Raw genomic sequence first — 26,368 nt, 5'->3', positions numbered from 1 at the left:
TTGGACCGATTCTGAAAATAGACCGGTTCTCTGGTGCAGAATATCGCCCCCTGGTAAGGGTCGAGAGTGCCTTTCTTGTCTGGCTTATTGCGGTTGCTGCGGCGCAGGATAGTTTGTGGCCAGTTTCTGGAGATTGTGGGCGGTTGCGGCGAGGAGAAATTCGTCATTTGCGCCGCATGACCCATGTAATAGGAGCCGGTTCAGGTTCCTCGCCGGTTGATCGACTGGAAATCCATATTCTGGCGGCAGCGCGCCTGTGATGGGCGGCCTGACACGTGTGCTTCAAACACTGCTATATGGCGATGCCCCTGCCGGTCGGCCTGCGGTTCGGATCGGAACAGTTCCGGGGGAATTGCTTCACCTCGTGCCCTTCAGGGCAGATGTGTTGATTGTTCTCGGCGTCGCACTCGAAGTCGGCTCGGGTCCGGGTCCAGTCACTGCGCTCAGATTTGTCGAAGCACGAGATGTGCGGGGCGATCTGTCGATCGCCTGCCAGCATTTGGCTGACGATTTTTTGCTCGCGGCGGCGGCACTTTCGAAAAGCGATGAAGACAGGCCGATCACGGGCCAACACCCTTTCGAGCGTGCTAACGCGCTGGGCGAACTGCCCTGCATTTCGCAGTCATGAACCGAAGATCTAGTACGAGGATCTCGGAGGGCTCCACTCCGTGCGCCTATAACCGTATGTTTTAGAACATAAAAAATTCGCGAAGAAATTTGTTGACAAGATGTTGATGAAGAAAGAACCTTTTATTTGGAAACGTTTCCATAATCTTTTAGGGAAATTCCACAGGAGGGACGCAGGTGAAATCCGCACGTATGAACAGACTGTTCGGTGTTTCGGGAAATTGCTTTGACGTGGCAATCGACCACGGCATGTTCAATGAAAGCGCCTTCCTTGGCGGGATTGAGAACATGCAGGCCGCGATCACGATTGTGGCGAGCGCGGCACCGGATGCCATTCAGCTGCCACCGGGGACGGCGCCGATCCTGCAGGCAATCCCCGGCAAGGACCGTCCGGCGCTAGTGTTGCGGACCGACATTGCCAATGTTTATGGCAATCCGTTGCCACGGTCGCTGTTTTCAGAAGTGATAGCCGACCCGGTTGAGCAAGCTGTGGCCCTCGATGCGGCCTGTGTGGTGGTGAATCTGCTCATGCTGCCCGGTCAGCCCGAAGTGCATCAGGCCTGCATTCAGAATATCAACCGGTTGAAGCGCGCTTGCGATCTGGCAGGGATGCCGCTGATGGTGGAGCCGCTGGTGATGCAGGACAACGCCAAGGCCGGTGGTGGTTACATGGTGGATGGCGATCTGGCAAAGATCCTGCCTTTGGTGCGTCAGGCCGTGGAACTGGGCGCGGACATCATCAAGGCGGATCCTTGCGACGATGTTTCCCAGTATCACCGTGTGATTGAGATTGCCCAGGACGTACCCGTGTTGGTGCGCGGTGGTGGAAAGGTCTCGGACAACGAGATTTTGACCCGGACCGAAGCTTTGATGAAACAGGGCGCCCGCGGTATCGTTTATGGCCGCAATGTGATCCATCACGACGACCCGGCAGGCATGACCAAAGCGCTGATGGCGGTGGTGCATGACGGCGCCTCCGTGGCTGATGCCCTGGGGATGATCGCGTGAGCCGCGTCGTCAAATTCGGCGTCATTGGCTGCGGGCTTATGGGGCGCGAGTTTGCCTCGACTGCCGCCCGCTGGCTGCATCTGACCGAAACAAAAGCGCGGCCAGAGATTGTCGCGGTGTGCGACACGAACACGGACCTGATGGATTGGTTTTCGCACAATCTGTCCAGCGTGACGCAAAAGACAACCGACTACCGAGAGATGCTCGACAATCCAGAGGTCGAGGCCATCTATTGCGCGCTGCCGCATGTGCTGCATGATCAGGTTTATCCGCAGATCATGGCTGCCGGGAAACACCTGTTCGGCGAAAAACCGTTTGGTATGGATGGGGCCGCAAACGCCCGTATTCAGGCGGCGATTGATGCGCATCCGGATGTGATGGTGCGGTGTTCATCCGAGATGCCGTTCTATCCCGGTGCGCAAAAGGTCATCAATCTTGTGCGATCCGGTGATCTGGGAGAAATCATCGAGGTTGAGGTCGCATTCCTGCATTCCTCGGACCTTGACCCGGACAAGCCGATCAACTGGAAACGCATGGTTGAGGTAAATGGCGCCTACGGCTGCATGGGCGATCTTGGCATGCATGTGCTGCATGTGCCCTTGCGACTGGGGTGGCGCCCGACCCATGTATCGGCGTCTTTGGTCAACCGGTTTCGGACCCGTCCGGATGGCAAGGGGGGGACCGTACCCTGCGAGACATGGGACAATGCCACCATCACTGGCCATGTCGAGGATGCCGGGGGCGGCTTTCCTCTGGTGCTGAAAACCTGGCGTATATCGCCCGGAGATTCCAACAGCTGGAGCCTGCGTGTGCTTGGAACCAAAAAAAGCGCCTTCTTCACCACCAAGAACCCGCGCCAGTGGCAGTGGATGGACTATAGCGGCGGGGATCAGGTCTGGCAGGTGCAGGACATCGGGTTTCAAACCCTGTTCCCGGCCATAACGGGGGCCATTTTCGAATTTGGTTTCCCGGACGCCCTGCAACAGATGTGGGCCGCCTTTCTGGATGAGCTGGCCGGAGGCGATGCGCGTGGATTTCATTGCGCAACACCCGCAGAAGCGGCGGACCACCACGCCGTGCTGACCGCAGCCCTTAGGGCAGGCACCGAACACAGGGTCGTCTCTGTCGATTACGGGAGGGCGTCGTGAAACGCTCCGAGATCAATCAGGCCATTCGCGCCGCCAAGGACCTATTGCAGGCGTTTCGCTGGTCGTTGCCGGCATGGGCAGATTGGGATGTCGCAGAATTTGCAGCCAATCCCGACTTGGGCGACTGGTTGCAGCTTCATCAGATGGGCTGGGATGTGACGGATTTCGGCTCGGGCGATTTTGCGCGGCGCGGTCTGGTGTTGTTCTGCCTGCGCAACGGTATCCAGTCTGACGCGACAAGTCTGCCCTACGCTGAAAAGCTGTTGTTCGTCGGGGAAGGGCAGGAAACTCCGTTTCATACCCACAAGATTAAGCTGGAGGACATCATCAACCGTGGCGGCGGGGATTTGATGATCGAGTTCCGCCAGCCTGACGGTGTCGATGATCCAATTGTTCTGCGCTGTGATGGCTTTGTCCACCGGCTGGACCCGGACGAACCACTGTGCCTGAAACCCGGATCAAGTGTCACGATTCCATGTGGTCTTTATCACCGCTTCTATGCGCGCCCAGGCAGCGGCATGGTGCTGGGCGGTGAAGTGTCTCAGGTCAATGATGACGGATCGGACAACTATTTTCTGGAGCCTCTGGGGCGGTTTTCTTCCATAACGGAAGATGCCCAACCCGTGCATCCCTTGTGGAATGAAGTGGGGTCGACCCCGTGACCACGCGCGAAGGCATAATTTGTGCGGGCAACTGGATCGTGGATCTCGTACACGAGATTGCGCATTGGCCCGCTGAGAGCGATCTGGTTCGCATCGACGGGCAAGACAAGGGCGTGGGTGGCGGTGCGGCCAATGTTGTGACGGCGCTGAGCAAGCTTGAAACCGGGCTACCGCTTTGGCCGATGGGCGCCATCGGTCAGGATGACTTCGGGAAATTTATCAAGGCGCACTGTCATGAATTGGGTCTTCCAACGCATCTGATCACGGAAAAACCAGACACCGCGACGGCACATACCCATGTCATGTCTGTTACCGGAAGATCGCGCACGTTCTTCTATCAGGGCGGCTCCAATGACGTGCTGTCTGATCAAGATTTCCAGACGGGCGTTTTTGAAAGCCATAAAGCACGCATTTTCTATCTGGGCTACCTGACCCTGTTGGCCGATCTGGATCGGATCACGGATGATGGCAGCACGCCTGCGGCGAGGGTGCTCTCCCGTGCCCGCGCCGCAGGTATGACCACCTGCGTTGATCTTGCTTCGGTTGATCGCCCTGATTTCTCGAAGATCGTCGCGGCGACAATTCGACAAATCGACTATCTGATATTGAACGAAATCGAATTGGCCCGCGCGAGTGGCCAGACTCCACCTGTCGCCAGTCAGACGCCGAACATGCAGGACATGATCGACATGGCAAAGGCGCTGATCAAAGACGGGGTCCGGCGGGCCGTGGTCGTTCACTGCCAGCAAATGGCGCTCTGGATTGGGGTTGATGGGCAGGTCGCACACGTCCCGGTCGTGCCCTTGCCGCGTGAACTGGTCGCAAGCCCCTTGGGCGCAGGCGATGCCTTTTGTGCCGGAATTTTGTATGCGCTTCATGAAGGCTGGACACCACAGCGCGCCCTGGAACTGGGCCATGCCATCGCAAGGGCCTCCTTGCGCGGGGTCACAGCCACCGAAGCCATCCCGAATCTGAACCAACTGACCGATCAACTGGATCGGCAGACAAAAGGCATCACGACATGAACCAGCTTCATGTGATGTCAAAACTGTCTTTAGAGGAGGAAAAGACAATGACTATCATCCCCAGACGTAGCTTTTTGGCACTGACGACCGCAGCAATGACGGCAATGCTGCCGCTCGGTGCGACCGCACAGGACGCCCCGGTAATTGCCAGCATCGTGTTCCAGGGCGACCAGTTCATGCAGTTCCTGCAAACGGGTGTGCGCGAAACCGCCGAAGCGGCGGGCGCAGAAGTACTGGAAATTAATATCGACGGCGATCAGGCGCGTGAAATTCAGGCCATTGATACCTACATTTCGCGCGGCGTCGATGCGATCGTGATTGCGCCACTTTCGGCCGCGAATTCGGGCCCTGCTTTGCAGCGCGCACGTGACGGCGGTATTGTTGTGGTTGCCCTGAACGGCGGCCTTGAGGATGCCAGCATTGCACATGCGACCTTCTCAACGGCCAACCGTGATCTTGGGGCATCCACCGGCGCTGCCGCCGCCAGCTTTGTAAGTGATAGCCTTGGTGGCAAAGCAAATGTCGCCATTCTGGCGTTCTCGTCGCTCTTGCCGGAACAGTCTGGCGACCGGACAGGCGGTTTCAAGGATGCTGTCGCTGAAGGCAATTCCATCGAGATCGTGGCCGAGCAGGACGCCTGGATGCCAGAAGCCGCAGTTACTGTGGCCACCGATATTCTGACCGCCCACCCTGAGGTCAATGTCATCTACGCGGCAAACGAAGGCGGCACCGTGGGGGCGATGCAGGCGGTGCGCAACGCGGGTCGTGCCGGTGAGGTCTTTGTCTTTGGCATCGACGGATCGGAACAGCTGGGTCGGGGTCTTTTGGCGGGCGACAATGTTCTGCAGGCGGTGACTGCTCAGGCGCCGCTCCAGATGGGTGCCATGGGTGCCGAAGCCGCCCTTGCCATTCTTGCAGGCGAAGAAGTCGAGGCACAAACCACTGTGCCGGCAATGCTTCTGAGCAGGACCGACGCGGATGGCGTCACCGCGTTCCTGGAAAGCATTCAGTAGAATCAATGGCAGGGGGCCGTGTTGGCCCCCTGTTTCACTGATCATCACAGGCAAAGGCAGGTAACCCGTGTCAAATCTGATCCTTGATCAGCTCACCAAGCACTACGGATCGGTCAAGGCACTTGACGGATTTGTACACGAGTTCACAGCCGGGCAGGTCCACGCACTGATTGGCAAGAACGGTTCTGGCAAGAGCACCTTCGTCAAGATGATGTCAGGAGCGATCCAGCCGACGTCAGGGTCGATCCGTATTGGAACTGTCGAGACACGGTTTTCCAATCCGCGTGAGGCGCAGAGGGCCGGCATCGCCACCGTTTATCAGGAACTCAGTCTTGTCCCGGAATTATCGGTCGAAGAGAATATCTTCCTTGGTCGGCTACCGCGCAAACGCTCTGGCCTGATTGATTGGGCGCGGTTGCGTCGTGATGCCAGTGACCTGTTCAAAGAGATCGGTGGGCTGGACATCGCGCCGCAAACCCGGGTTGCGGATCTTTCGGTTGGCCAGCAGCAAATGGTCGAAATCGTCAAAGCGATGAGTTTCCGACCAAAAGTCCTGCAACTGGATGAACCCACCTCTGCGCTGGCCCAGGCCGAAGTCCGGCAACTTTTCACCTTGGTGCGTCGGCTGCGCGACCTTGGCGTCACCGTTATCTATATTACCCATCGTCTGTCCGAACTGGATCAGATCGCGGATACCGTCACCGCGATCCGGGACGGAAAATTCGTGGATTCGGTGCCGATCAAGGAGGCCACCCCGGCCGTCATCCTGGATATGATGTTTGGCGATCTTCCGCCTCTCCAGCGCCCGACCAAGACGATAACGCGGCAAGCACCTGTGCTGAGCGCGCGGCATCTTGCACTTGCATCCCACTTCGACGACGTGAGCTTTGATCTTTACCCGGGCGAGGTTCTTGGCATTGCCGGAATGCTCGGATCGGGACGAACCGAGTTGTTGCACTGCCTGTTCGGGGCCATCGTGCCGGATCAGGGCGAGATCACCGTGAACGGCCAGGTCGTGGCGCGGCCCGATATCCCGACGATGAAGGCGCTGGGCATTGGCTACACCTCCGAAGATCGCAAACATTCCGGCCTTGTGCAGCTCTTGTCCTCACATGCCAACCTGTGTCTTGCCGGACTGGATCGGATCGCACCCAAAGGCTGGGTCAGTCACCGTACAGAAAAGCCGTTTGTCGACCGCCAGATTGCGGGGCTTCACATCAAGGCCGGCGATCCGATGTTACCGGTCTCTTCTCTTTCCGGCGGGAACCAACAGAAAATCGTTGTCGGGAACTGGATGAACAACACGCCCGACATTCTGTTGTTTGACGAACCCGCGCGCGGCGTAGATGTGCAGGCGAAACGCCAGATCTATGAACTCATCTGGGAAAAGGCGCGCGAGGGTCTGAGCTCGATCGTTGTTTCGACCGAATTGGAGGATCTGACCGAATGCTGCGATCGTATCCTTGTGCTGCGGGATGGTCGTATCGCCGAAGAATTCATCAACGAAGGCCTTGATGCCAAGGATATCTATGCAGCTTGCATGGCGGCACCCACAACCCAACAGGAGAGCGATGCATGACGCGCGACAAATTCATTTCCCATCTGCGCCGAAATTCGATGCTGATGATCCTCCTGGTCTTGTACGTGATCGTTGCGACAACGGCGCAGGGCTTTTTCACCCTGAACAACCAGCTGAATATCCTGAGGAATATTGCCGTCCCGGGGATGATTGCCTTTGGCATGGCTCTGGTGATCATTGTCGGAGAAATTGACCTGAGCGTCGGCTCCATGGTGGCCGTGTCCGCCTGTCTGACCGCCTGGATCGTCGAGAAGCTGGCCGGAAACGCCATTGAACCCGCCACCTGGACTGTCATTGCCGCCTTTGCCGGGACGCTGCTGTTTGCGGCCTCGGTCGGGTTCATGTCGGGCAAACTGCGGCAATTGGTTCAGGTGCCGACCTTCATCACGTCTCTGGCGATGATGGCAACCCTTGCGGGCTTGGCCAACCTGATCACCAATGGCGTCCCGATTTCGAGCTTTCCAAGCTGGTATTACGTCATCGGGTCAGGCCGTTTCTGGGGTGTTCCGGTTCCGGTTTTCCTGCTGGCGATTGCCTTTGCCATCACCTTTACCATCTCGAATTTCACGGCGCTGGGCCGGTCGATCTATGCGGTCGGTGGCAATATGGAGGCCGCGCGCCTGTCGGGCATCAATGTCTGGCGCACCAAGACCATCTGCCTGATGATGACCAGTGTCTTTGCTGCAACCGGAGGTATTATCTATTCGTCGCTGGTCAATGCCGGCAATCCGACCATTGCGCGTGGGCTGGAGCTTGAGGTGATCTCGGCCGTGATCATTGGTGGCATCAGCCTGTTCGGCGGCAAGGGGACGATCTGGGGCGCATTCATCGGTGTGCTGTTTCTGGGCGTGCTGCTGAACGCGATGACGCTGTGGGGTTTCAACCCCTATGTGCAGCAAGTGATCAAAGGCGGTCTGATCCTTGGCGCGGTCTTCATCAACTTTTTCATCGACCGAAAGTGACTTGGCTCAACTGGGATAAAGGGCGTGCGCGTCTCACCCGATGTGGTGCGATGCTGACCGACCTTGAGTTTGACCTCCCGGACGGTCGCCGCATTGCGCCTTTGCATAAAGCACCCTGGCTGGGTGAGCTGTTGCCCAATGGTGTGCCGCCGCTGCTTGCCGGGCTGCAAGGAGAGTGGCCCTGTGTTCCCTTTGGCATGGCGCCACAGGGCCCTCTGGCCGGGGATTGGGCCGGTCTCTCCCGCATGCCTGATCCATGGCCGCACGGGTATGCCGCCAATCACGACTGGCGCATAACACCCGATGGCCCGCAGGCGGTGCGTGCAGACATCGCCTATCCGGGGACCGATCCAATCCATCACCTGACACGGCGGGTGAGCGGGGTGAGCGGCAAGGCTGCGGTAGACATCGCTCTTGGCATCCATATGCGCCGCAAGGCCTGCCTGCCAATTGGGTTGCATCCGGTCTTTCGTCTGCCAGCGGCCACCGGACAGGCGCGTCTGTGTCCCGGGCGCTATAAGCAGGCGTTTTGCTACCCCGGTGATTCCGGCGGCCCCCCCGGTATTTCACGCCCCGCGCCGTTCCGGTTGGAAGATCTAACAGGGTTCGGGTTTGATCCAGTGGCGCTGCCCTATCCTGACCGGTCCGAGACGCTTTTGCTCCTGAGCGGCACCGACGGGACCTTCGCGCTGGAGAACCGCGCCGAAGATTATCGCGTCACACTTGATTGGGATGCAGAGGTCTTTCCCTCGCTCATGCTGTGGATCAGCAATGGAGGGCGAAACGCGCCACCGTGGAACGGCCGCCATTGGGCGCTTGGGGTCGAACCCGTTTGTTCCGCATTTGATTTGGGATGCTCGATTTCAGCGACAGAAAATCCCCTGACAAAAACCGGTGTGCAAACGTCGCGCATGCTGACGCCGGATAGCCCATTTGACACCCGCTACAGCATATCCATCGCCGCGCTATAGGGTCTTGGGTGCGGGTCCGGTGCTGTCACGTTCGACGATCTGCAAGCTTAGAGCTGAAAGATCCGGTTTCGCGAAACGCTCCGGGTTGATCCGGTTCAGAAGCGTTTTTGCGGCCAGCTCTCCCAGCAATGAAATCGGCTGATTTACGGTGGTCAGGGTCGGAAAAATATGGGCGCTTTGTGGCAGGTTGTCGAACCCGATCACAGAAATGTCCTGAGGCATTTTCAGACCGCGTTCATGCGCGGCATGGATCGCGCCGATTGCCGCGATATCGGTTGTCCCAATCAGGGCGGTTGGTCGGTTTTTCGCCAGCACGTCCCGCGCCAGGGCGAAACAGGTATCAAAGCTATGCTCTTCGCCAAGAGACACGCTGACCGGTTCAAGCCCCTGAGCCGTCAACGCCTCTTTGATCCCCTCCAGGCGCAGGGTGATGGGTCTTGAATGGGTGGGCGCGCCAATGACACCAATGTTCCGATGCCCAAGGCGCAACAAATACTCTGCCATCAGACGCCCACCTTCCCGGTGATCAACGGATACCAGATTCACCGCGATCTCGTCGGGAGAACGGTCAACGGCGATAATTGGAATATTCTGATCTGACAGCCGCGTGAAATTCTGGTTCGTTGCAACCGACGCTGCGATTATGCCATCCACTTTCTGGCCAATGAGGGTCGAGATATATCGTTTTTCATTCTCTTCATTCTCCTCGGTATTGCAGATCAGGCAGTGGTAGCCGTTTTGAAACAAGGCTTGCTCAAGCGCCTGCGCCAGAATGCCAAAGAAGGGGACATCAAGGCTCGGCAGCAGGACGCCGACGAGCCCGCTGCGACCGCTGCGCATCTGACGTGCGCCAGCGTTTGGTTCATACCCCAGCTCTGCAATCGCCTTCTCAACCTGCGCGCGCGTCTTGTCGCTCACCGAGGCGCTTCTGTTCAGAACACGCGACACCGTTCCAAGCGATGTTCCCGACAGTCTCGCAACATCTTTTACGCTTGCCGGCTGTTGTTTTGGAGGCTTTGACGGCACAGGAAATCACCTTGTCAGTTGTGCACCGAGTTTAAGTGACCGCGACAGTTTAGACCAGCTGTCAAAACCTGCTTCGTGACCTGGTATTGCCTCTGATACTGGTCGGTATTGCATGCGAGAATTTGGGTACATTTCTGGCAGGTGACGAGTGTGCCGATCCCGAAGGAACGGTTCTCGTTTGAAGCTGGCTTGTCCTATAGGGGTTTATAGGCGATGGCGTCGATCTCGACCTTGGCGTCCACCATGATCTGTGAGCGCACTGTGGACCGTGCCGGTCCGCCGTTTGGGAAATAGCTGGCATAGACACGGTTGAAGGTCCAGAAATCACGCGGGTCATCGAGCCAGACGCCGATTTTGGCAACATCCTCCAAGGTGCAATCTGCCAGGGCGAGGGCTGCGATCAGGTTCTCCATAGTCCTGCGAGTCTGACTTTCGATGCCGCCTGCTTCGATCTCGCCGTTTTCCTTCATCGCAACCTGGCCTGAGATGAACACCAGATCGCCTGCGCGCACGGCGGGGGAAAATGGCAGCGGCTGTCCCCCGGCGCCGGTTCTGTCATGGCCGATGCGCTCGATTGTTTTGCGGGTCATGTCGGACGTCCTTCTTTTGATTGCAGTGTTGGTCTGTGCGGGATCGGCGCAACCGCCCCGTAGCCGGTGGTGGACAATGCAGCGCCGAGGTTCGCATGTTCTGCGGCTCTGACGCTGTCGCCATGACGCAGAAGCTCGGACAGGAATATGCCGTTGAAACAATCACCGGCGCCGGTTGCATCGACCGATTCCACAACCGCCCCCGGAACAAATGTGACCCCCTGATTTTCCGATACCGCCACGCCGTCGCGACCCAATGTCAGAGCAACGATGCGCGCGCCGAGGTTGTGATAGAACCGGATTATCTCGTCGGGGCTTTGACGTCCGGTGAGCTGGCGGGCGTCATCAAGTCCGGGAAGCGCAATATCGACGTGGCGCATCAGATCATGTGTCACGGCGCGTGCCTCCTCCAGTGACCAAAGCGCAGTCCGCAGGTTTGGATCAAATGCCGTGGTCACGTTTGACGCACGCGCGGTCCTGACGGCGTGATAGGTTGTGGCGCACATGGTGCTGCTGATGCCCAGATTGATCCCTGAGGCGTAGAATATCCTAGCGGTGCCGATGGCATGTGTTGGCAGGTCGTCGGGGGTCATCCTGCTGGCGGCGGAGTGCCGTCGCCGATATAGAAAATGATGCCCCAGGTCGTCGTGGAACACGAAGTAGAGGCCGGTTTCCCCGTCTGCGACTGTCGAGATCAGGCTGCTATCGACATGCTCGCGGTGCCAAAGCTCCAGCAGCGCCTGGCCAAAGCGATCATCGCCGAGGCGCGATATCAGGGAGGTTGCCGTGCCCTGTCTCGCCGCCGCGATTGCAACATTCGAGACATCGCCGCCATATCCCATTACTAGCTGCCCGTCGGGTTTTTGATTGAACTCGATGAGGGGTTCGCCGAGGCAGACAAGATCAGTCATTTTCCACCTCGCAGATCAGGGCCCGGCGGAGCCGGGTATTCGATGTATGGAAGGGAGGCTGTCACCAGACTGCCCCCCGCGCGGCGACGGGGCAGGCGCCCAGAGATGTGGATCCGCGAATGAGCTCGACCTGATCAAGCATGTTGCTGACCACACAGGCGTGGTTGGGAACGATCCTTAGACGGTCGCCAACGTTGAGATGGATCGCCTCGGCCCGCAGAATGCCGTGTTCCTCGGATAGGCTGTCGACCCGGATATCCGGGCGGCCCATTACGTGGCCATGACCGTTGAGGCCCAGAAGGTCCGAGGTCAGGACTTTGGAGCCGGCGTCAATGATTGCGCGATCTTCGGTCGGGACGGACACCACCGTTGCCAGGACTGTCAGAGCGCAATCATCCCATGTGCAGATGCCCCGCGCCACCAGCGAGCGATCATTGTAGACGTAGGTTCCGATCCTGTATTCGGTCGCGATCGGGACATCCTGCGCCTGCCACATGCCCGGTGAGCCGCCGCTGGACACGACGCTGACTGTCTCGCCCGTTGCGTGAATGCGTGCTCTGGCCTCTGCGAGCCAGTTCTGGACGGATGCGTCTTTTCCAACAGGGGGGTAGGTCATCAATCCGCGAAACGCCAAGCCGGGGCGCGAGGCGATATAGCGGGCCAAGCTTTCAGCTGCCTGAGCGGTTTGCACACCGCAGCGCCCGGCCCCGGTGTCGCACTCGACCAGCACATTCAGCGGGGCCTCGGCGGTTTCGAAGGCCTGGGACAGGCCGTCGACAGTTTCGGTGTTGTCGGCGACAACGCTCAGCTTCACCTGCTCTGACAGGGCCCGAAGCCGCTTCAGCTTGCGCTCGCCAAGAATATTGTAGGTGATCAGAACATCGTCAATTCCCCCTTCGGCCACCATGGCCTCGGCTTCGCTGATCTTCTGGCAGGTGATGCCAACCGCCCCGCCCGCGATCTGGCGCCGCGCCAGAAATGGCAGTTTGTGGGTCTTGATATGGGGTCGCAGGGATAGGTTGTGCCTGTCACAATGGGCTTGAAATCGGGCGATATTCGCTTCGGCAATATCAAGGTCGACAAGGACTGCCGGTGTGTCGATCTGGGAAAACATCATGAGCCCTCCGATGCGTGCGGGTTTTCCACAATCGGCCAGATCGCGCGGGTCAGCCGTTTGTAAGCCGTCTTGGTGGGATCATTCGGATAGGGCCCGTCGACAGCGGCATAGAGGATCTTGGATGCAACTGCTGAGAATGCGCCGTGGAAGTGATTGGTGGATTTGACGACCAGAATTTTCTTGCTGTGGATATCAATGCCCAGATTGGTGAAGAGATCCGGCGAGAATGCCTGACTGCGGTTGGTATTCAGCACAACTTCGATGCCATCGACCCTGATGACAGAACAATCTCCCAGTGGAACAACCGAGGTCCCGAAGCTTTGCACAGCGTTGCGCTGGTTGCGAAGAACGGTCACGACGGCGTCTATCGGATCACCGGCAAATGCAGAGGTCTTGCTGCCAAATCGCAGCTCCAGTTCCGCACCTTCCCCGGCGGCGTGACACAGGCGGACGGCAATGGGATCCCAGATTGTGCCGAAGGCCGCAGAGGTGATGCCCTGGCGTAGCGCTTCTGCGAGGATCAGCGTGGAATCGCCAGCTACGCCGCCGCCCGGATTGTCCCAGACATCGGCAATGACCACGGGGCCGTTTGGTGCATTCTGGGCCAGTCGCAGAGCATCAGCGGGGGGCAGATATTCGGGCTTGGCGATACCTCGAAATGAAAACAACTCCTGCCCCAGCTCGCGGGCAATTTTCTCAGCTTTTGGCAGGTCGCCGTCAGTGATCACGATGATCTTTGCGCCAAGATCGGGGGAATCCCCGGCCATGAACCCGTGAATGGCTGAGATGGACAGAACCTCGCCCGCTGCTTCCATCGCCTTCATCCTGTCGACAAATCCGCGCATCGGGTTGCGGCTGGTCGGCAAGACATCAATCATGCGAACGTCGTAGACTGCTTTTGTTGGTGTGATTTCGCCACGGGCCCTACGCAGGGTCAGGTCTACGCAGGCTTCACCGGTTTCGACAAAATCGGTGTGCGGGAATTCCTTGAACACCGTTATGATGTCGGCATTCTTCACCCGCTTATCACTCAGGTGGCTATGCGGATCGAAGCTGACGCCGATTGTGGTCTCGGGGCCGGCGATCTGGCGCACGCTCTCGATAAGCGATCCTTCGCAATCGACGCAGCCTTCGGCGATCATGGCCCCGTGCAGGCCAAGCACCACGGCGTCCAGAGGCAGTGCCGCCCGGACCTGACCCATAAGTTCCTGCTTCAGCTGGTGCCAGGTGGACGCATTCAGCAACCCGCCGGGTTCGGCCCATGTGGCGGTTCCTTCAATGAGTTCAAACCCTTCCTCTTTGGATCTTCGGCGAAGCGCGGGAAAGACGGCGCTGCACAGGGTCGGAGTGTCAGGGTGCTTTCCCGGAGGGGCGTAGAAGCTCTGCTCGAAATTGGAAAAATCCGTGCGCAACGGGGAAAACGTATTCGTTTCGGTCGCAAGAGATGCGCAGAAGATCCGCATTGTTGTGGTCCAATCCGTAGGGAGATGCCGGAGGTGTGTCTTGGCTTCCGGTGGGCGTTTCCGCCGGATTGCTCCGGCGGAAGGGAGGATCAATCGAGATAGGCGTCAGCGTTTGCCGCGGAGACGGCATCACGGAACTGGCTGAGCAGTTCGCGCGCCTTGTCATCCATGTTTTCGGCGACATGTGCTTCGAACGCAGGCTGAGCCGCCTTTGCCATCGCGGTGCGTTGCTCGGCTGTCAGGGCGGTCACCTCGATTTTGTCCATCAGCCCGGCAAGGCCGCGATCGGATGCCTCGATGATCCGGCTCAGGCCACGGCTGGCCACGACGCAGTTTTCTGCGGCGGTATGGATGGTTGCGCGTTCGTCATCTGTCAGACCTTCATAGAATGCGCGGTTCATCAGGAATGTGTATGGCGAGAACAGGTGGTTGGTCAGCGTCATATACTTCTGCACCTCGGCAAAATTTGCGAAGGAGATGATTGGAACCGGGTTCATCTGACCGTCGATGACACCTGTTTGCAGGCCCGAGTAGACCTCGCCCCAGGACAGTGGATAGGCTTCGGCACCAAGCGATTGCATGATCTTCTGGTGAGATGGCAGCGTCATGGTGCGCACCCGAATGCCGTCAAAATCCTCGAGATTGGCAATCGGTCGTTTTGAGTTGGTGACAGCGAAGAATCCGCCGGTGTCCGGGAAGCCGAGGACGACGACGCCGGGCAGTTCTGCTTCGATATCGGCTTTCAGCGCCTCACCAAAGGGACCGTCGAACACCGCATATGTGGACGCGTTACCCGTAAATGCGAAGGGCAGGTTCAGAATGTCGATGCGCGGATAATAGCTGGCCAGCGCCCCAGTCGATGTCAGTGTCGCCTGGATGATACCGTCCTGTAGCTGCTGCACGTGCTCGGCGGCAGATCCGAGCTGGTTGGACCCAAAAACTTCGACGGTCACCGCGCCATTGGTATCGGCGGCGACGAGGTTCGAAAACACGGCGGTACAAGCATGTGCCGGGTTTTCGAATGGGTCGGTTTTATTGTCATGGCCAAAGCGGATGACGCTTTCTGCGCTGGCAGCATTTGCCGTCGTAATGGCCGCGACGGCCAGTCCCGCGAAAAGAGATTTCATTTTTTCCTCCAGTTGGTTCTTGGTTGGTTGGGTCGTCTTATTGGGCGTAGCCAAGCGCTCTGGGCAGCCACAGGGCCGCGTCCTCCCAGAAGGCAAAGGCGAACAGGATGCCGATTTCCGCGATCAGGAACGGAAGGAGCTTGATCGAAATTCTCTCCAGTTTTTCACCGGTGACGGACGACAGAACGAAGAGGCAGGCCCCCACCGGAGGCGTCATCAGCGAGATGTTGAGGGCGAGAACAAAGATGATCCCAGCGTGGATCGGCTCAAGGCCGACGCTTTCGGTCAAAGGCACCAGAACAGGTGCCAGGATGATGAGAATGGCGGTGATATCCATCACCATGCCGATGAGCAGAAGCAGGCCGATAATGATGGCGATGACCATGTAGCGGTTGTCAGAGAGGCTCAGCACGGTATTGGCAATCAACTGGGGGATACGTTCGAAACTCATCCACCAGCCAAGAATGCCTGCGAAGGCGATAATGACAAAGATAACGCCCATGATGCGCGCGGTGCGCACAAGCATCATGTAAAAGCTCTTGAAGGTCAGCGTCCGGTAAACAAAAACGCCGATGAACAGCGCATAGGCCACCGCGATAGAGGCCGCTTCGGTTGGCGTGACGACACCGCCCAGAATACCGCCCAGAATGATAACCGGCATCGCCAACGCCGTAAGCGAGGACAGGAATGTCTCCCAGATTTCTCGCAGGGTGGCGCCGCGGATGGCTTTCGGTAGGTTTTCGCGTTTGCCGCCGATGACAATCACAACCATGCAGACGAGGCAGATCACCAGCCCGGGCAGCACACCCGCCGCAAATAGTCCCGCAATAGAGACGCCCATCAATGAGCCGTAGACCACCATGAGACCCGATGGCGGAATGGTCGGCCCGATGATTGACCCCGCAGCAGTCACGGCACAGGCGTAGTCGCGTTTGTAGCCCTCCCGGACCATGGCGGGCACAAGCGTACGTCCGAAAGCGGCGGCGTCAGCCGTGGCCGATCCGGTCAGCCCGGCAAAAAACACCGACGCCAGCATGTTGGTATGTGCCAAACCGCCACGGAACCGCCCGACCAGAACCTGCGCGAGTTTGACAAGGCGGCTGGTGATCCCGATGTCATTCATGATCTCGCCGGCCAGAATGAAGAACGGCATGGCAAGAAACGGAAAGATGTTGAGACCGTTGAAGATCTTGCTCGGCCCAACCGCGAGAAAGTTTCCGCCCCCCATCTCGATAAGGCCGACAACCCCGGCAAGACCGATAGCAAAACCAATGGGCATGCCAAACAATACGAGAACGACAAATGCGGCGGCAACGATCATGCTATCGCTCCTCAGCCTGGCCGGGATCCATGACCGGCGGGCGGTCGACATAGGTGCCCAGATCACGCACCAGGACGAGCAGGATCTGCACACAACAGATGGCGGCAGCGGCGGGGATTGCGGCGTAGAACGGGGCCAGGCTCATCCCGAATATCATCGCGTCACGCGGGGCCCCGCTCATCGCGAAGCCGACGCCGTAATAGGCGACGTAGAGAAACAGCAGCAGCGTCAGAACATCCATCAGTATCAGAAGCGCCTGACGCATCCGGACCGGAATGGCATGGATAAATGCGGTCAGCCCGATGTGTTCGCGGCGTGAGATGCCGGAGGACACTGCAAGCATCGCGGCCCAGATCATGAGATATCGGGCGATCACTTCGGGCCAGGGGAGCTGCCAGTGAAGGTAGTAGCGGTCCATAACGCCCAGCCAGACATCCAGCACCAGGGCCAGCATCAATGCCGCGACAATCGCTTCGATCACCGCATTGATTTTCGCGCTTGTCTGCGCAAACGCCTGTCGCATGAACATCCCTCCCAAAAAGGCCGGTAGCGTAACCGAGTTACACGATTACAGGGAAAATTGCGATTATCAAGACTAATTTGTTACTGAGGTCCATTGTTGCTGTTAAAACCCTCGTATGGCGACCCCATCTTGCGGAAATTCTGCGCCCTGTGTAACTTAGTTCCGTTGCACATTCTGAGGGAACTGAAACTTGAAAAGCCCCGCCAACTCGCTGCAGAACCGAGATATCCCGCCGCAAAACGCGCAGCTGAGCCCCGTTGATCTGATCTCCGTCCTTCGTCGCACCGACGGTAGTTTTGCGGCGCAGGAGCAGAAGGTGGCGGATTTTGTGCTGGAGAACCTCAATACCATCAGCTCGATGACAATTGGGGATCTGGCAGACAAATGCGGTGTCAGCAAACCCACGGTTATTCGTTTCTGTCGCAGCCTTGGTTGCGAGGGCTACCGGGATTTCAAGCTGCGGCTCGCTCAGAATGTTGCGGTCAGCGCCCAATATCTGTTCGGCGACGCAGACGATTCATCGAACTCAGGCCATTCAACGCTCGATCAGGTTCTGGGAGCGGTATTTGCCACCCTGAATGTGATGCGGCGTCAGGTTGATGTCGACCAGCTGATGCAGGCCAAAGCCGGGATTCTGGGGAAACGCCAAATTCTGTTTGCCGGAATAGGCGGTGGATCGTCGACAGTCGCACAGGAAGCATCGAACCGGTTTTTCCGCCTTGGCATCCCGTCATTCTTTGTCAGCGACAGCTACGTCCTGCAAATGCGCGCGGCTGCGCTTGGTCCGGAAGACGTTCTGTTTCTGGTGTCGGCAAGCGGTGAAGCGGATGCAATTGTGGGGGCGGCAGAAGTCGCCAATGGATATGGCGCAACAACCATCAGCGTGACGAAACCCGAAACACGCTTGTCATTGCAGACAAAGATCTCAATTCACACCGATCTGCCCGAAGACAACGATATCTATAAGCCAACCGCATCCCGCTATGCGCATCTGGCCATCATCGACACGCTTGCCATGATGGTCGCGCAGGAACAGTCCAGTGAAACCAAGGAAAACCTGAGGCGCATTCGTGCGTCCCTGACCGCCTACCATGGCCGGACAGGCCCGCAACCGCTTGGCGATTGACGACATTCGAGCTGATCATAGGGGCGGGCGCGAGCAAGCTCTTGCAGGCGCGGAGGATATTGATGATCAGATGGTAGCGGCGTCGCCCGAAGGGCCGAAGAGGAAAGGCTCCCGTCGCAGGCCGAGGCAGAGTAACATCCGAATCGTTGCGGATTGCGCAGCTTGGCCGGGTGGGGATGATATGGACATCGAACAGCTAATTGCCTGTCCTGTCTGCGACGTGCTGCACCGCGACCAGGCTGTGGCGGCGCATACGGTGGCCAGATGCGCCCGATGTGGCACGGTGCTGGCGGCCCCCAGAACCGGTGCCATGACCCGGATCGCGATGTTGTCGCTGACCGCTCTGATCCTGCTGGTCGCCGCTGCCGGTTTCCCGTTTCTGGAGCTGAAGGCGCAGGGGTTGTCTCATCGGGCCTCGGTGCTGGATGCGGTCATGGCCTTCTCGCGCGGGCCGATGGCGCCGCTGTCTCTGGCGACCGGTCTCCTGATCGTTCTATTGCCTGCCGCACGCTTCAGCGCGCTGATCTACACCTTGGCGCCGATGGCTCTGGGCTGGCACCCTGCGCCGCGCGCTGCAGCTGTCTATCGCTGGGCGGAGAAGCTGAAACCCTGGGCGATGGCAGAGATATTCATCATCGGTGTGGCGGTGGCCCTTGTCAAAGTCTCCGGCCTGGCGCAGGTCGGGCTGGGGCCTGCGTTCTGGGCCTTTGCAGCGCTGCTGGTGGTGACAATCCTGACCGACAATTCGATTTGCAGGCTGACTGTATGGAAAACACTGAAGACGCGCAGCGCTTCCTGACCGCCGCTGCGGCCGGGCTGGTCGGCTGCCGCGCCTGCGGCACGGCGAACCCAGGAGGCGCGCGGTCCTGCGGCTGCTGCGGCAGCAGCCTGGAGCCTGCCGGGCCGGGTGGCCTCCAGCGTGTCTGGGCCTGGCTCGTGGCGGGGGTGATCGCCTATGTTCCCGCCAACCTATACCCGATGTTGCGGACCACCACCTTTGGTCGCAGCTCCGAGAATACACTGATTGGCGGCATAGCCGAGCTGTTCAGCCATGGCGCCTATGGGGTTGCCTTTATCGTTTTCCTTGCGAGCATCGTAATCCCGGTCGCAAAATTCCTGGCCATCGCCTATCTTGCAGTTTCGGTCCGAAGGCCCGCAGCCTTGGGCAGCCATGGTCGACTGGTGCTCTACGAGATTGTCGAATTCATCGGACGGTGGTCGATGATCGATGTTTTTGTCGTGGCGATCCTGACCGCCCTGGTCCAGCTGGATTTTGCGGCGGCCATCACGCCGGGGATTGCAGCGGTCAGTTTTGCATTGTCGGTTGCCTTCACTATGCTGGCAGCTCAAAGTTTCGATCCGCGCCTGATCTGGAACGCGGAAAAGCGAGAATATGAATGAGCACCCCTGAACCCGCCCCGATGACCATCGCTGCGCAGCGTGTCTCGCCCTGGCGGAATCTCTCTCTGGTCTGGCTGGTACCGCTGGCTGCTTTGGCCGTATCGCTTGGGGTAGCCTGGAAGGCCTATAGTGATCGCGGCGTCCTGATCCGCATCACTTTTGAGAACGCCTCCGGCATCGTGGCCAATGAAACGACAGTGCGCTATCGCGACGTTGTTATCGGCCAGGTCGAGGATGTGGGGTTTGCCGAGGACCTGAGCAAGGTCGCCGTATGGGCGCGTATCGACAAGAAGGTTGCCCCCTATCTGGATCAGGATGCCGCCTTCTGGGTGGTGCGCCCCGAAGTCAGCGCGCGGGGGATCTCGGGTCTCAGCACGGTATTGTCCGGCGTCTACATCGAAGGCGCCTGGGACCAGGACCGGGGCAGTGCCGAAATCAGTTTTGAAGGGGCCGACCGGCCGCCCCTTGTGCAGCCGGGCCGGGGTGGGCGGCGGATTACCCTGCGCACCAACGACGGGCGGATGATCTCCGAAGGCGCGCCGGTGCTTTTCCGCGGCATCGAGGTTGGCCGGCTGGAAAGCCCGCGTCTGACCGTCAGCGGCAACAGCATTGTTGTCGATGCCTTTATCGAGGCGCCCCATGACCAGCGGATCAATTCGGCGACGCGTTTTTGGGATACATCCGGCTTCTCGGTTTCCATTGGCGCCAGCGGGCTGTCGCTTGATGTGGATAGCATCGCTTCGCTGGTGGCAGGCGGGATCGAGTTCGACACGGTATTCGATGGCGGCCGACCGATCAGTTCGGGCGCCGTCTTCGACATCCACCCGGATGAGGCCGCAGCCCGCCGCACGGCCTTTGCCCGTTCGCTGACGGGCGGGGTCGCGGTTTCGGTTGCCTTTGGCGAGTCGGTTGCTGGCTTGACCAGCGGCGCCGCGGTCAAACTTGGCGGGGTGAAGGTCGGCGAGGTCAGCAGTCTGAACGCCGCGATCGAGAACGGGACCGACGAGGCAGAGGTCAGGCTGATTGCCAAACTGATGCTTGAACCGTCGTTGATGGGCCTGCCGCCGGGAGCGGGCGAGACCGAAGTGCTGGATTTTCTGGAGCAGGCGACCGCAGGCGGTCTGCGAGCCAGGCTGGCTGCGGCCGGGCTGTTCAGCTCTGAGCTGATTGTTGAATTGGTCACCTTGGATGCGGCGGAGCCTGCACTCTTCAATCGCAACGCGGAGCCCTTCCCCGAATTGCCCAGTGCGCCCTCGGACCTGCCCGATTTTACCGCAACCGCAGAAGGCGCATTGGAGCGGATCAGCGAGCTGCCCGTCGAAGAACTGATGGCGCAGGCGATCGCGACCTTGGCCAGCATTGAATCCCTGGCCTCCGCTGAGAGTACCCGGCAGGCGCCTGCGGCGGCGGTGGCCCTGCTGGATGAGACCCGGTCGCTGGTTGCGGACCCGGAGACGCGGGCGCTGCCGGGGGAGCTGCGCGCAGCTGTGGCTGACCTTCGCGATATTCTGTCTGAGTTGCAGCAAGGCAGAGCGGTGGCCAGTTTGACAGAGGCATTGGAGCAGGGCAGCCAGGCCGCATCCAGCCTCGCGGCGGCCTCGGAGGAATTGCCGGCGCTGGTCAGCGACTTCCGCGCCCTGGCAGCCAAAGCCAACGCATTGGAAGCCGAAGAGTTTATCCGGTCCGCCAGCCAGCTGATGCAAAGCGCTGACAGCATGATCGATTCCGATGGCGCGCGCGCGCTGCCTCCGGCCCTGACCAGCGCGCTGGATGAAATGCGCCTCACCCTGTCGGAGCTGCGCAGCGGCGGGCTGGTAAACAACGCCAATGCGACAATGGCCTCGGCCCGCAGTGCTGCCGATACCGTCGCGGCCGCAGCCGAGGGGCTGCCGGCGCTCTCAGCCCGGCTGGAACGGCTGGTCGCACAATCCGAGACCTTGATCACAGCCTATGGCGCTCGCTCGAACTTCAACTCCGAAGCGCTGGATGCGCTAAGGGAGTTCAAATCGGCCGCCCGTTCGGTCTCCCAGCTTGCCCGCAAGATTGAACGTGACCCGAATTCCCTTTTGTTTGGAAAGTAAGATGAAAAAAGCCATGTTCCTGACGCTGACCCTTCTTGCGATGGCAGCCTGTGCTCCGACCAATGATGCCCGGTATCTGATCTCTGCGGCCCCGGGCGAGAAGATAGCCAATCTGCGCTCCCGTACGATTGAGGTCCGGCTGGCCTCTCTGCCGTCTTATGCGGCTGCGTCCGATATGGTCGCCGAGGGGGAAGGCGGCGCGCTCTTTGCGCTTGGTGGTGCGCAATGGGCGGATGATCCGGCTCGCGGCATAGCTGCCGCCCTGGCCCGTGGGCTGACGGAACGCACTGGCGCCTCTGCCGCAATCGAACCCTGGCCGCTGAACACCGGCCCTGACACCCGTCTGGATGTAAGGGTGGACCAGGCCTATGCGCGTGCTGACGGAGTATTCGAGCTGACAGGCCAGTTCGCGGTCTCCTCCCCCGAAGGCACAGTGCGGGAATTTGTTAAGCGTTTCGACATCCAGACACCCGTCAGCGGTGAAGGGCCATCCGCAACCGCCGATGCGCTCGCCCTGGCCCTGGCGGACCTCGCCCGACAGATCTCTCTGGCAATGTAGTGGCCTGCCGCGAGGGGGACCATGAAAGGGGCACTGCATCGCCCTCACAACATTGAGCTGAAAGTGTCTATTCGCTGTTGGGAGTCAAAGGACACCGATCAGGCCGCAGCTCACAGGGGGGGTCGGAGGCAACCCGGCCTTGCAGCAGGTTGAAGCGTGCCGGGTACACTCCGGCAACATCGGTCGGGCGCCCTTTGTCAGCGACTGCTGTGGTCACCACCAATGGCGGTTTCCCCGAACCGGTTCCGATAGTCGGTTGGCAGGATGCCTAGCAGTTTCATGAAGCTGCGCCGCATTTTCTGTTCAGTCATATATCCTGACAGCGCGGCGATTTCCTTAATGGGTTTCCTGCTGCGTTCCAGATATATTCGGGCGACTGCAAGCCGCCGCTCTTCGACGAAGCGCGAGGGGGTTTGGCCAAATTCATGTGTGAAATCGCGGTGCAGCGTCCGCTCGGTCGCGCCTGCTATCTCGGCCATCCTGGACACGCTCCAGGCGGCGCTCGGGTCTTGTTCGATGAGGTTATAGAGTTCGGTCAAACGCTTGCTTGATGTCGCCTGTGCCTTGAGCGGTTCTGAGTACTGAGATTGTCCTCCCTGCCTTTGCATGAACACCACCATTTCCCGAGCGACGCCCAAGGCAACCCGCCGTCCGTGATCCACTTCAACAAGTGAAAGGGCGAGATCAATCCCGGCCGTCACACCTGCCGAACAATGAAATTTGCCGTCATGGGTGAAAATTTCGTCCAGATGCCAATTGACACCCGGAAACCGCGCGCGGGCCAAGTCTACCCGTTCCCAATGTGTCGTGGCTTTTCTGCCGTTCAATAGCCCGGCGGAGGCGGTAAGGAGGCTACCTGAGCAGATCGAAACGAACCGCCTTACGTGAGGGTCCATTCGCGTCAGAAAACGTTGCAGGAGCGGATCATCAAGCCGTTGATCGACAACGGGGCCGCCCGGAACGATGAAGACATCCGCCTGGGTCATGGTTGCGAAGGATCCATGAGCGCGGAGGGTCAATCCAGTGTCGGTTACAACATCCGCGCCGTCCTCGCTTACAATGGCAATGTCGTAAGCTTGCCAACCCAAGATCTTGTTTGTGGATGTGAACACCTGTGCCGGACCGGCCACGTCCATCAGAAGGACGCCGCAGAGGCCCATGATGACAACAGATTGAGGGCGCTTTGTCTGATTTTGAAGGCAGATGGTCACGTCTGACATCAGTCATGCAGCCTAGGATGCTGTCAACAGCTTCCTTTGCAGTGAGACCAGCACATGCCACGCCAATTTATCACCGACGTCCCGGGTGTCCCCACATCACGCTCGCCGATTTCTCAAGCGGTCGTTGTTGGGGATACCTGCCATATCTCGGGCCAATTGGCCGTATATGAGGACGGCTACCGACCTGGCAGCGCAGCTGAAGAGACTGACAGGGCCTTCGATCTGGTGTTTAAAATCGCTGCCGCAGCCGGGTTCTCTTTGGAAGAGATCGTTTATGTGGATATCGCGTTTTCTGACATTGAACGGGATCTGGCGGAGGTAAATGAAGTCTGCCGAACGCGGTTCTCACAGTTTCCGGCAAGGACCATCTATGAGGCTGCGCGACTGCCTTATGGTGCAAAAATCAAGATACAGGCCATCGCGATGAAAGACGGCCTGTGATCGAAGAATAAGGTCGCTTTCGGGATGATCATTGGTTTGGCTGCGGTGGCACCTTTTACGGGGGGCTGTCGCCGGGCGGCTCGGTGCGCTCGTCAACCTGTCCAATTCATAGGGCATCGTCTTTGGTATGCGCCTGATGATTGGGCGAAGCTGAAGCGGATACCTGCTATTGATGATAAGACCATGCAAAGGGGTGGGAAACGATGACCGGTAAGACAGACAACACGAAATCCGCGCAGACATCAGCTGCGCGAACCACATCGGCAAGATCAAGCGACGTGGTACGACACCCTTTTTCTGATGTTGCTAGACAGCTGACCGAAGCTGCGCCCTTTGACGTCGTGTTCGAGGCGCCCGAGGTGACCGTGGAACTCTACGCGCCTGTCGGCACGGACAAACAGAAACCGCATGAGCGGGATGAACTCTATATTGTCGCGACCGGTACAGGTACTTTTTCGCGCGGTGACGAGTTGGTGCCATTCGGGCCAGGCGATCTGCTTTTCGTTCCCGCCCACGTGCCGCATCGCTTTGAGAGCTTCACTGACGACTTTAGGGTCTGGGTGATCTTCTATGGAGATGTGCGGTTCAAAGAGACAGGTGCCCATCCGAAATAGCCGCCAAAAGCGGAGCCTGAGAAGCGGCGGAACGGGTGCTGTCCGGTTCAGTCATGATCCCTGGTCCGCAGGTGGCGCTCACATCATGCCACAGCGTCCCGTAATGGTGTGGCGGTCGGTCGCCATCTCGAGATGGAGTGGCAAACTTCGGGCTCCGCTTTCAGAAATTCGGGATGGCTGTCGTAAGGTCATCTTTGACAGGTTATCCAACTGTGTCTCTGCTCGGCGGTTAGGGCGTGTTGGGAGGGCGCGGAGACATGCGGACGATTTTTCGAAAGAGCCTGCTGGGGCTTTTGGGTGGGTTTGTGGTCATGCTCGCCGTCCTTGCGATCAATACGATGCGATATCGGGCTGACATACGGACCGATGTGGCAGCCTATAGCCTGGGTGCGGATATTGGGCAGGCGACGGAGTTGCTGTCTCGGGCTATTCAGTTTGAGACGGATAGCACCAAACCCGATGCAGCTGATTTCAGCGCCTTCACGGATTTTCTTCAGCAGGCGTTTCCGGGCGTCTTTGCAGCTGTGGATCTGGAGATGATGGCTGCGAACACGCCGCTCCTGAGGTGGCAGGGAACTGATCCAGACCTCGCCCCCGTTCTTCTGGCAGCGCATTATGACGTCGTGCCCATCGCACCGGGATCATTGGATCGCTGGGATCATCCGCCTTTCGCCGGTGTGGTTGCCGACGGCTATATCTGGGGGCGCGGGACGTTGGACAACAAGGGCGCGCTGATCGCAATGCTCAGCGCGGCCGAGCATCTCATCCAAGAGGGTTTCACCCCCAAACGGTCTGTCTACTTCAGCTTCGGTGGCGATGAGGAAGTCGGCGGCGACGGCGCGCGGTCTGTCGCCAAACATCTGAACCAACAGGGGGTCCAACTGGCCTGGACATTGGACGAAGGGTCTTTTGTACTCGACAACGTGATCCCCGGGCTCGATGTGCCGGTGGCAAGTATCAACCTGTCCGAAAAAGGCTTTCTGACAGTGAAACTGGTGGCAGAGGCCGAGGGCGGGCATTCTGCTCTGCCACCCAAGATGACGGCTGTCGGGCGTATCGCCCGCGCGGTTGATCGCGTGCAGAATTCACCGCTGGAAGGTGGGCTTGACGGTGTGACGGCTGAGTTCTTTGATGCTTTGGGTCGTCACTTTACCTTGGACAAGCGCGCATTGTTTGCGAACCAATGGCTGTTCAGCCCCCTGCTTGAAACGGGGCTTTCGAATGCGGCCTCGACCAATGCGATGCTGCGCACGACGACAGCGCCAACCATGTTGAGCGGATCAAACAAGGCCAATGTTCTGCCGACCGAGGCGACCGCCACGATCAACTTCAGACTTCATCCGCGGGATACTGCCGAACATGTGATTGCGCATATCGCGAAGGTCATTGACGACCCGGAGATTGACATCGTTTTTGATCCTGCGGCGGTGCGCGAAGCCTCTCCTGTCGCAAGCTCATCTGCACAGGGGTTCGAGGATATCGAGAGTTCGATCCTGTCGGTTTTTGGCGAGATCGCTTCCGTTCCCGGCCTGACAATTGCGGCGACGGATGCCCGCCACTACGCACAGGCTTCGGACAACGCATATCGCATCAATCCGTTCCTGGTCGAAGACGATGATATTGCGCGTTTTCATGGAACGAATGAACGCCTGTCGGTTGCAAACCTGGAGCGCGGGATCAATTTCTTTGGCGCCCTCATAACCAGACAGTAGCGCAGAACCGGCCCGCGGCTCAGCTGTCCCCGCCGCACGGTCGCTATTGAGGCGACCGGCGGCGGGGTTTCCGCGGATCGGGCAGACACCCCTTGTGGATGCTCATAACCCTCGCTGTTCATTTGCAAATGACCGTTCTGA

General features: G+C 59.0%; 25 protein-coding genes and 1 pseudogene. 16 read left to right on the top strand and 10 right to left on the bottom strand.

The genetic code is table 11. The features are described 5' to 3' along the window. Nucleotides 1–84 precede the first annotated feature (84 nt). Nucleotides 85–487 (bottom strand): annotated as a pseudogene (locus VWZ81_RS12745) (IS5/IS1182 family transposase); the annotation flags it as partial. Nucleotides 488–819: 332 nt separating this feature from the next. On the opposite strand from VWZ81_RS12745, the gene VWZ81_RS12740 reads away from it, so the two are divergent. The 8 genes from VWZ81_RS12740 (at nucleotide 820) to VWZ81_RS12705 (ending at nucleotide 8,995) form a co-directional block, all read left to right on the top strand. Then, on the top strand, nucleotides 820–1,635 hold the full coding sequence (locus VWZ81_RS12740) for a class I fructose-bisphosphate aldolase (protein ID WP_416549231.1): 816 nt from the start codon (nucleotides 820–822) through the stop codon (nucleotides 1,633–1,635). Beyond that, nucleotides 1,632–2,783 (top strand): Gfo/Idh/MocA family protein, encoded by a 1,152-nt coding sequence (locus tag VWZ81_RS12735; protein ID WP_416542805.1) that lies wholly within the window; start codon nucleotides 1,632–1,634, stop codon nucleotides 2,781–2,783. The genes VWZ81_RS12740 and VWZ81_RS12735 overlap by 4 nt, the downstream gene beginning before the upstream one ends. 44 nt (nucleotides 2,784–2,827) lie before the next feature. After that, nucleotides 2,828–3,445, top strand: a complete 618-nt coding sequence (locus VWZ81_RS12730) for a D-lyxose/D-mannose family sugar isomerase (protein WP_416542804.1) — start codon at nucleotides 2,828–2,830, stop codon at nucleotides 3,443–3,445. Continuing rightward, nucleotides 3,442–4,470 carry a carbohydrate kinase family protein gene (locus VWZ81_RS12725; RefSeq protein ID WP_416542803.1) on the top strand — a complete coding sequence of 343 codons (1,029 nt, stop codon included), beginning with the start codon at nucleotides 3,442–3,444 and terminating at the stop codon, nucleotides 4,468–4,470. The genes VWZ81_RS12730 and VWZ81_RS12725 overlap by 4 nt, the downstream gene beginning before the upstream one ends. A gap of 47 nt (nucleotides 4,471–4,517) precedes the next feature. Next, nucleotides 4,518–5,483: a substrate-binding domain-containing protein gene (locus VWZ81_RS12720; protein ID WP_340546634.1), complete on the top strand. Its 966-nt coding sequence runs from the start codon at nucleotides 4,518–4,520 to the stop codon at nucleotides 5,481–5,483. Between the two features lie 67 nt (nucleotides 5,484–5,550). After that, entirely contained in the window at nucleotides 5,551–7,062 is a 1,512-nt protein-coding gene (locus VWZ81_RS12715; RefSeq protein ID WP_416542802.1) for a sugar ABC transporter ATP-binding protein, read from the top strand. Then, nucleotides 7,059–8,024: an ABC transporter permease gene (locus VWZ81_RS12710; protein WP_340546636.1), complete on the top strand. Its 966-nt coding sequence runs from the start codon at nucleotides 7,059–7,061 to the stop codon at nucleotides 8,022–8,024. The genes VWZ81_RS12715 and VWZ81_RS12710 overlap by 4 nt, the downstream gene beginning before the upstream one ends. A gap of 50 nt (nucleotides 8,025–8,074) precedes the next feature. Then, nucleotides 8,075–8,995, top strand: coding sequence for a hypothetical protein (locus VWZ81_RS12705; protein ID WP_416542801.1), 921 nt, complete (start codon nucleotides 8,075–8,077; stop codon nucleotides 8,993–8,995). On the opposite strand, the gene VWZ81_RS12700 is transcribed toward VWZ81_RS12705, so the two are convergent. From VWZ81_RS12700 to VWZ81_RS12665, 8 genes are all read right to left on the bottom strand, one after another. Beyond that, nucleotides 8,990–10,021 (bottom strand): LacI family DNA-binding transcriptional regulator, encoded by a 1,032-nt coding sequence (locus VWZ81_RS12700; protein ID WP_416535580.1) that lies wholly within the window; start codon nucleotides 10,019–10,021, stop codon nucleotides 8,990–8,992. The two genes, VWZ81_RS12705 and VWZ81_RS12700, sit on opposite strands and share 6 nt — an antisense overlap. A 194-nt stretch (nucleotides 10,022–10,215) precedes the next feature. After that, the gene (locus VWZ81_RS12695) at nucleotides 10,216–10,611 is read right to left on the bottom strand and encodes a RidA family protein (protein WP_340546639.1); all 396 of its coding nucleotides are present in this window, start codon (nucleotides 10,609–10,611) and stop codon (nucleotides 10,216–10,218) included. Then, the gene (locus VWZ81_RS12690) at nucleotides 10,608–11,522 is read right to left on the bottom strand and encodes a sugar kinase (RefSeq protein ID WP_416542800.1); all 915 of its coding nucleotides are present in this window, start codon (nucleotides 11,520–11,522) and stop codon (nucleotides 10,608–10,610) included. Before VWZ81_RS12690 ends, VWZ81_RS12695 begins: the two co-directional genes overlap by 4 nt. Before the next feature lie 61 nt (nucleotides 11,523–11,583). Continuing rightward, on the bottom strand, nucleotides 11,584–12,639 hold the full coding sequence (locus VWZ81_RS12685) for a D-TA family PLP-dependent enzyme (protein ID WP_416542799.1): 1,056 nt from the start codon (nucleotides 12,637–12,639) through the stop codon (nucleotides 11,584–11,586). Then, entirely contained in the window at nucleotides 12,636–14,102 is a 1,467-nt protein-coding gene (locus tag VWZ81_RS12680) for a M81 family metallopeptidase (RefSeq protein WP_416542798.1), read from the bottom strand. The genes VWZ81_RS12685 and VWZ81_RS12680 overlap by 4 nt, the downstream gene beginning before the upstream one ends. 89 nt (nucleotides 14,103–14,191) lie before the next feature. Further along, entirely contained in the window at nucleotides 14,192–15,229 is a 1,038-nt protein-coding gene (locus VWZ81_RS12675; RefSeq protein ID WP_340546643.1) for a DctP family TRAP transporter solute-binding subunit, read from the bottom strand. A gap of 37 nt (nucleotides 15,230–15,266) precedes the next feature. Next, the gene (locus tag VWZ81_RS12670) at nucleotides 15,267–16,550 is read right to left on the bottom strand and encodes a TRAP transporter large permease (protein ID WP_340546644.1); all 1,284 of its coding nucleotides are present in this window, start codon (nucleotides 16,548–16,550) and stop codon (nucleotides 15,267–15,269) included. Nucleotide 16,551: 1 nt separating this feature from the next. Continuing rightward, a complete protein-coding gene (locus tag VWZ81_RS12665) occupies nucleotides 16,552–17,073 on the bottom strand; it encodes a TRAP transporter small permease (protein WP_416542797.1) in 522 nt (173 codons plus the stop codon). A 190-nt stretch (nucleotides 17,074–17,263) separates the two neighbouring features. On the opposite strand from VWZ81_RS12665, the gene VWZ81_RS12660 reads away from it, so the two are divergent. The 5 genes from VWZ81_RS12660 (at nucleotide 17,264) to VWZ81_RS12640 (ending at nucleotide 22,240) form a co-directional block, all read left to right on the top strand. Next, nucleotides 17,264–18,199, top strand: coding sequence for a MurR/RpiR family transcriptional regulator (locus tag VWZ81_RS12660; protein ID WP_416542796.1), 936 nt, complete (start codon nucleotides 17,264–17,266; stop codon nucleotides 18,197–18,199). Nucleotides 18,200–18,380: 181 nt separating this feature from the next. Beyond that, nucleotides 18,381–18,998, top strand: a complete 618-nt coding sequence (locus tag VWZ81_RS12655; RefSeq protein WP_340546647.1) for a paraquat-inducible protein A — start codon at nucleotides 18,381–18,383, stop codon at nucleotides 18,996–18,998. Next, a complete protein-coding gene (locus tag VWZ81_RS12650) occupies nucleotides 18,965–19,600 on the top strand; it encodes a paraquat-inducible protein A (protein ID WP_416542795.1) in 636 nt (211 codons plus the stop codon). The genes VWZ81_RS12655 and VWZ81_RS12650 overlap by 34 nt, the downstream gene beginning before the upstream one ends. After that, nucleotides 19,597–21,681, top strand: a complete 2,085-nt coding sequence (locus VWZ81_RS12645; RefSeq protein ID WP_416542794.1) for an MlaD family protein — start codon at nucleotides 19,597–19,599, stop codon at nucleotides 21,679–21,681. Before VWZ81_RS12650 ends, VWZ81_RS12645 begins: the two co-directional genes overlap by 4 nt. 1 nt (nucleotide 21,682) lies before the next feature. Next, on the top strand, nucleotides 21,683–22,240 hold the full coding sequence (locus VWZ81_RS12640; protein WP_416542793.1) for a PqiC family protein: 558 nt from the start codon (nucleotides 21,683–21,685) through the stop codon (nucleotides 22,238–22,240). 197 nt (nucleotides 22,241–22,437) lie between these two features. Here the strand turns inward: VWZ81_RS12640 and VWZ81_RS12635 are convergent, their stop codons facing one another. Further along, a complete protein-coding gene (locus tag VWZ81_RS12635; RefSeq protein ID WP_416542792.1) occupies nucleotides 22,438–23,460 on the bottom strand; it encodes a GlxA family transcriptional regulator in 1,023 nt (340 codons plus the stop codon). A gap of 54 nt (nucleotides 23,461–23,514) precedes the next feature. Here VWZ81_RS12635 and VWZ81_RS12630 point away from each other — a divergent pair, with 54 nt between their 5' ends. The 3 genes from VWZ81_RS12630 to VWZ81_RS12620 all read left to right on the top strand — a co-directional run bounded on the left by VWZ81_RS12630 (nucleotide 23,515) and on the right by VWZ81_RS12620 (nucleotide 26,227). Then, a complete protein-coding gene (locus VWZ81_RS12630) occupies nucleotides 23,515–23,901 on the top strand; it encodes a RidA family protein (protein WP_416542791.1) in 387 nt (128 codons plus the stop codon). Nucleotides 23,902–24,104: 203 nt separating this feature from the next. Beyond that, nucleotides 24,105–24,515 carry a cupin domain-containing protein gene (locus VWZ81_RS12625; RefSeq protein ID WP_416542790.1) on the top strand — a complete coding sequence of 137 codons (411 nt, stop codon included), beginning with the start codon at nucleotides 24,105–24,107 and terminating at the stop codon, nucleotides 24,513–24,515. Between the two features lie 257 nt (nucleotides 24,516–24,772). Then, complete coding sequence (locus VWZ81_RS12620; protein WP_416542789.1) at nucleotides 24,773–26,227, top strand: M20 family peptidase; 1,455 nt, start codon at nucleotides 24,773–24,775, stop codon at nucleotides 26,225–26,227. Nucleotides 26,228–26,368 lie beyond the last annotated feature (141 nt).

This window comes from Phaeobacter sp. JH20_34 (assembly GCF_048056095.1).
GTDB lineage: Bacteria > Pseudomonadota > Alphaproteobacteria > Rhodobacterales > Rhodobacteraceae > Phaeobacter > Phaeobacter bryozoorum.
This window is presented reverse-complemented; position numbering and strand designations above follow the sequence as displayed.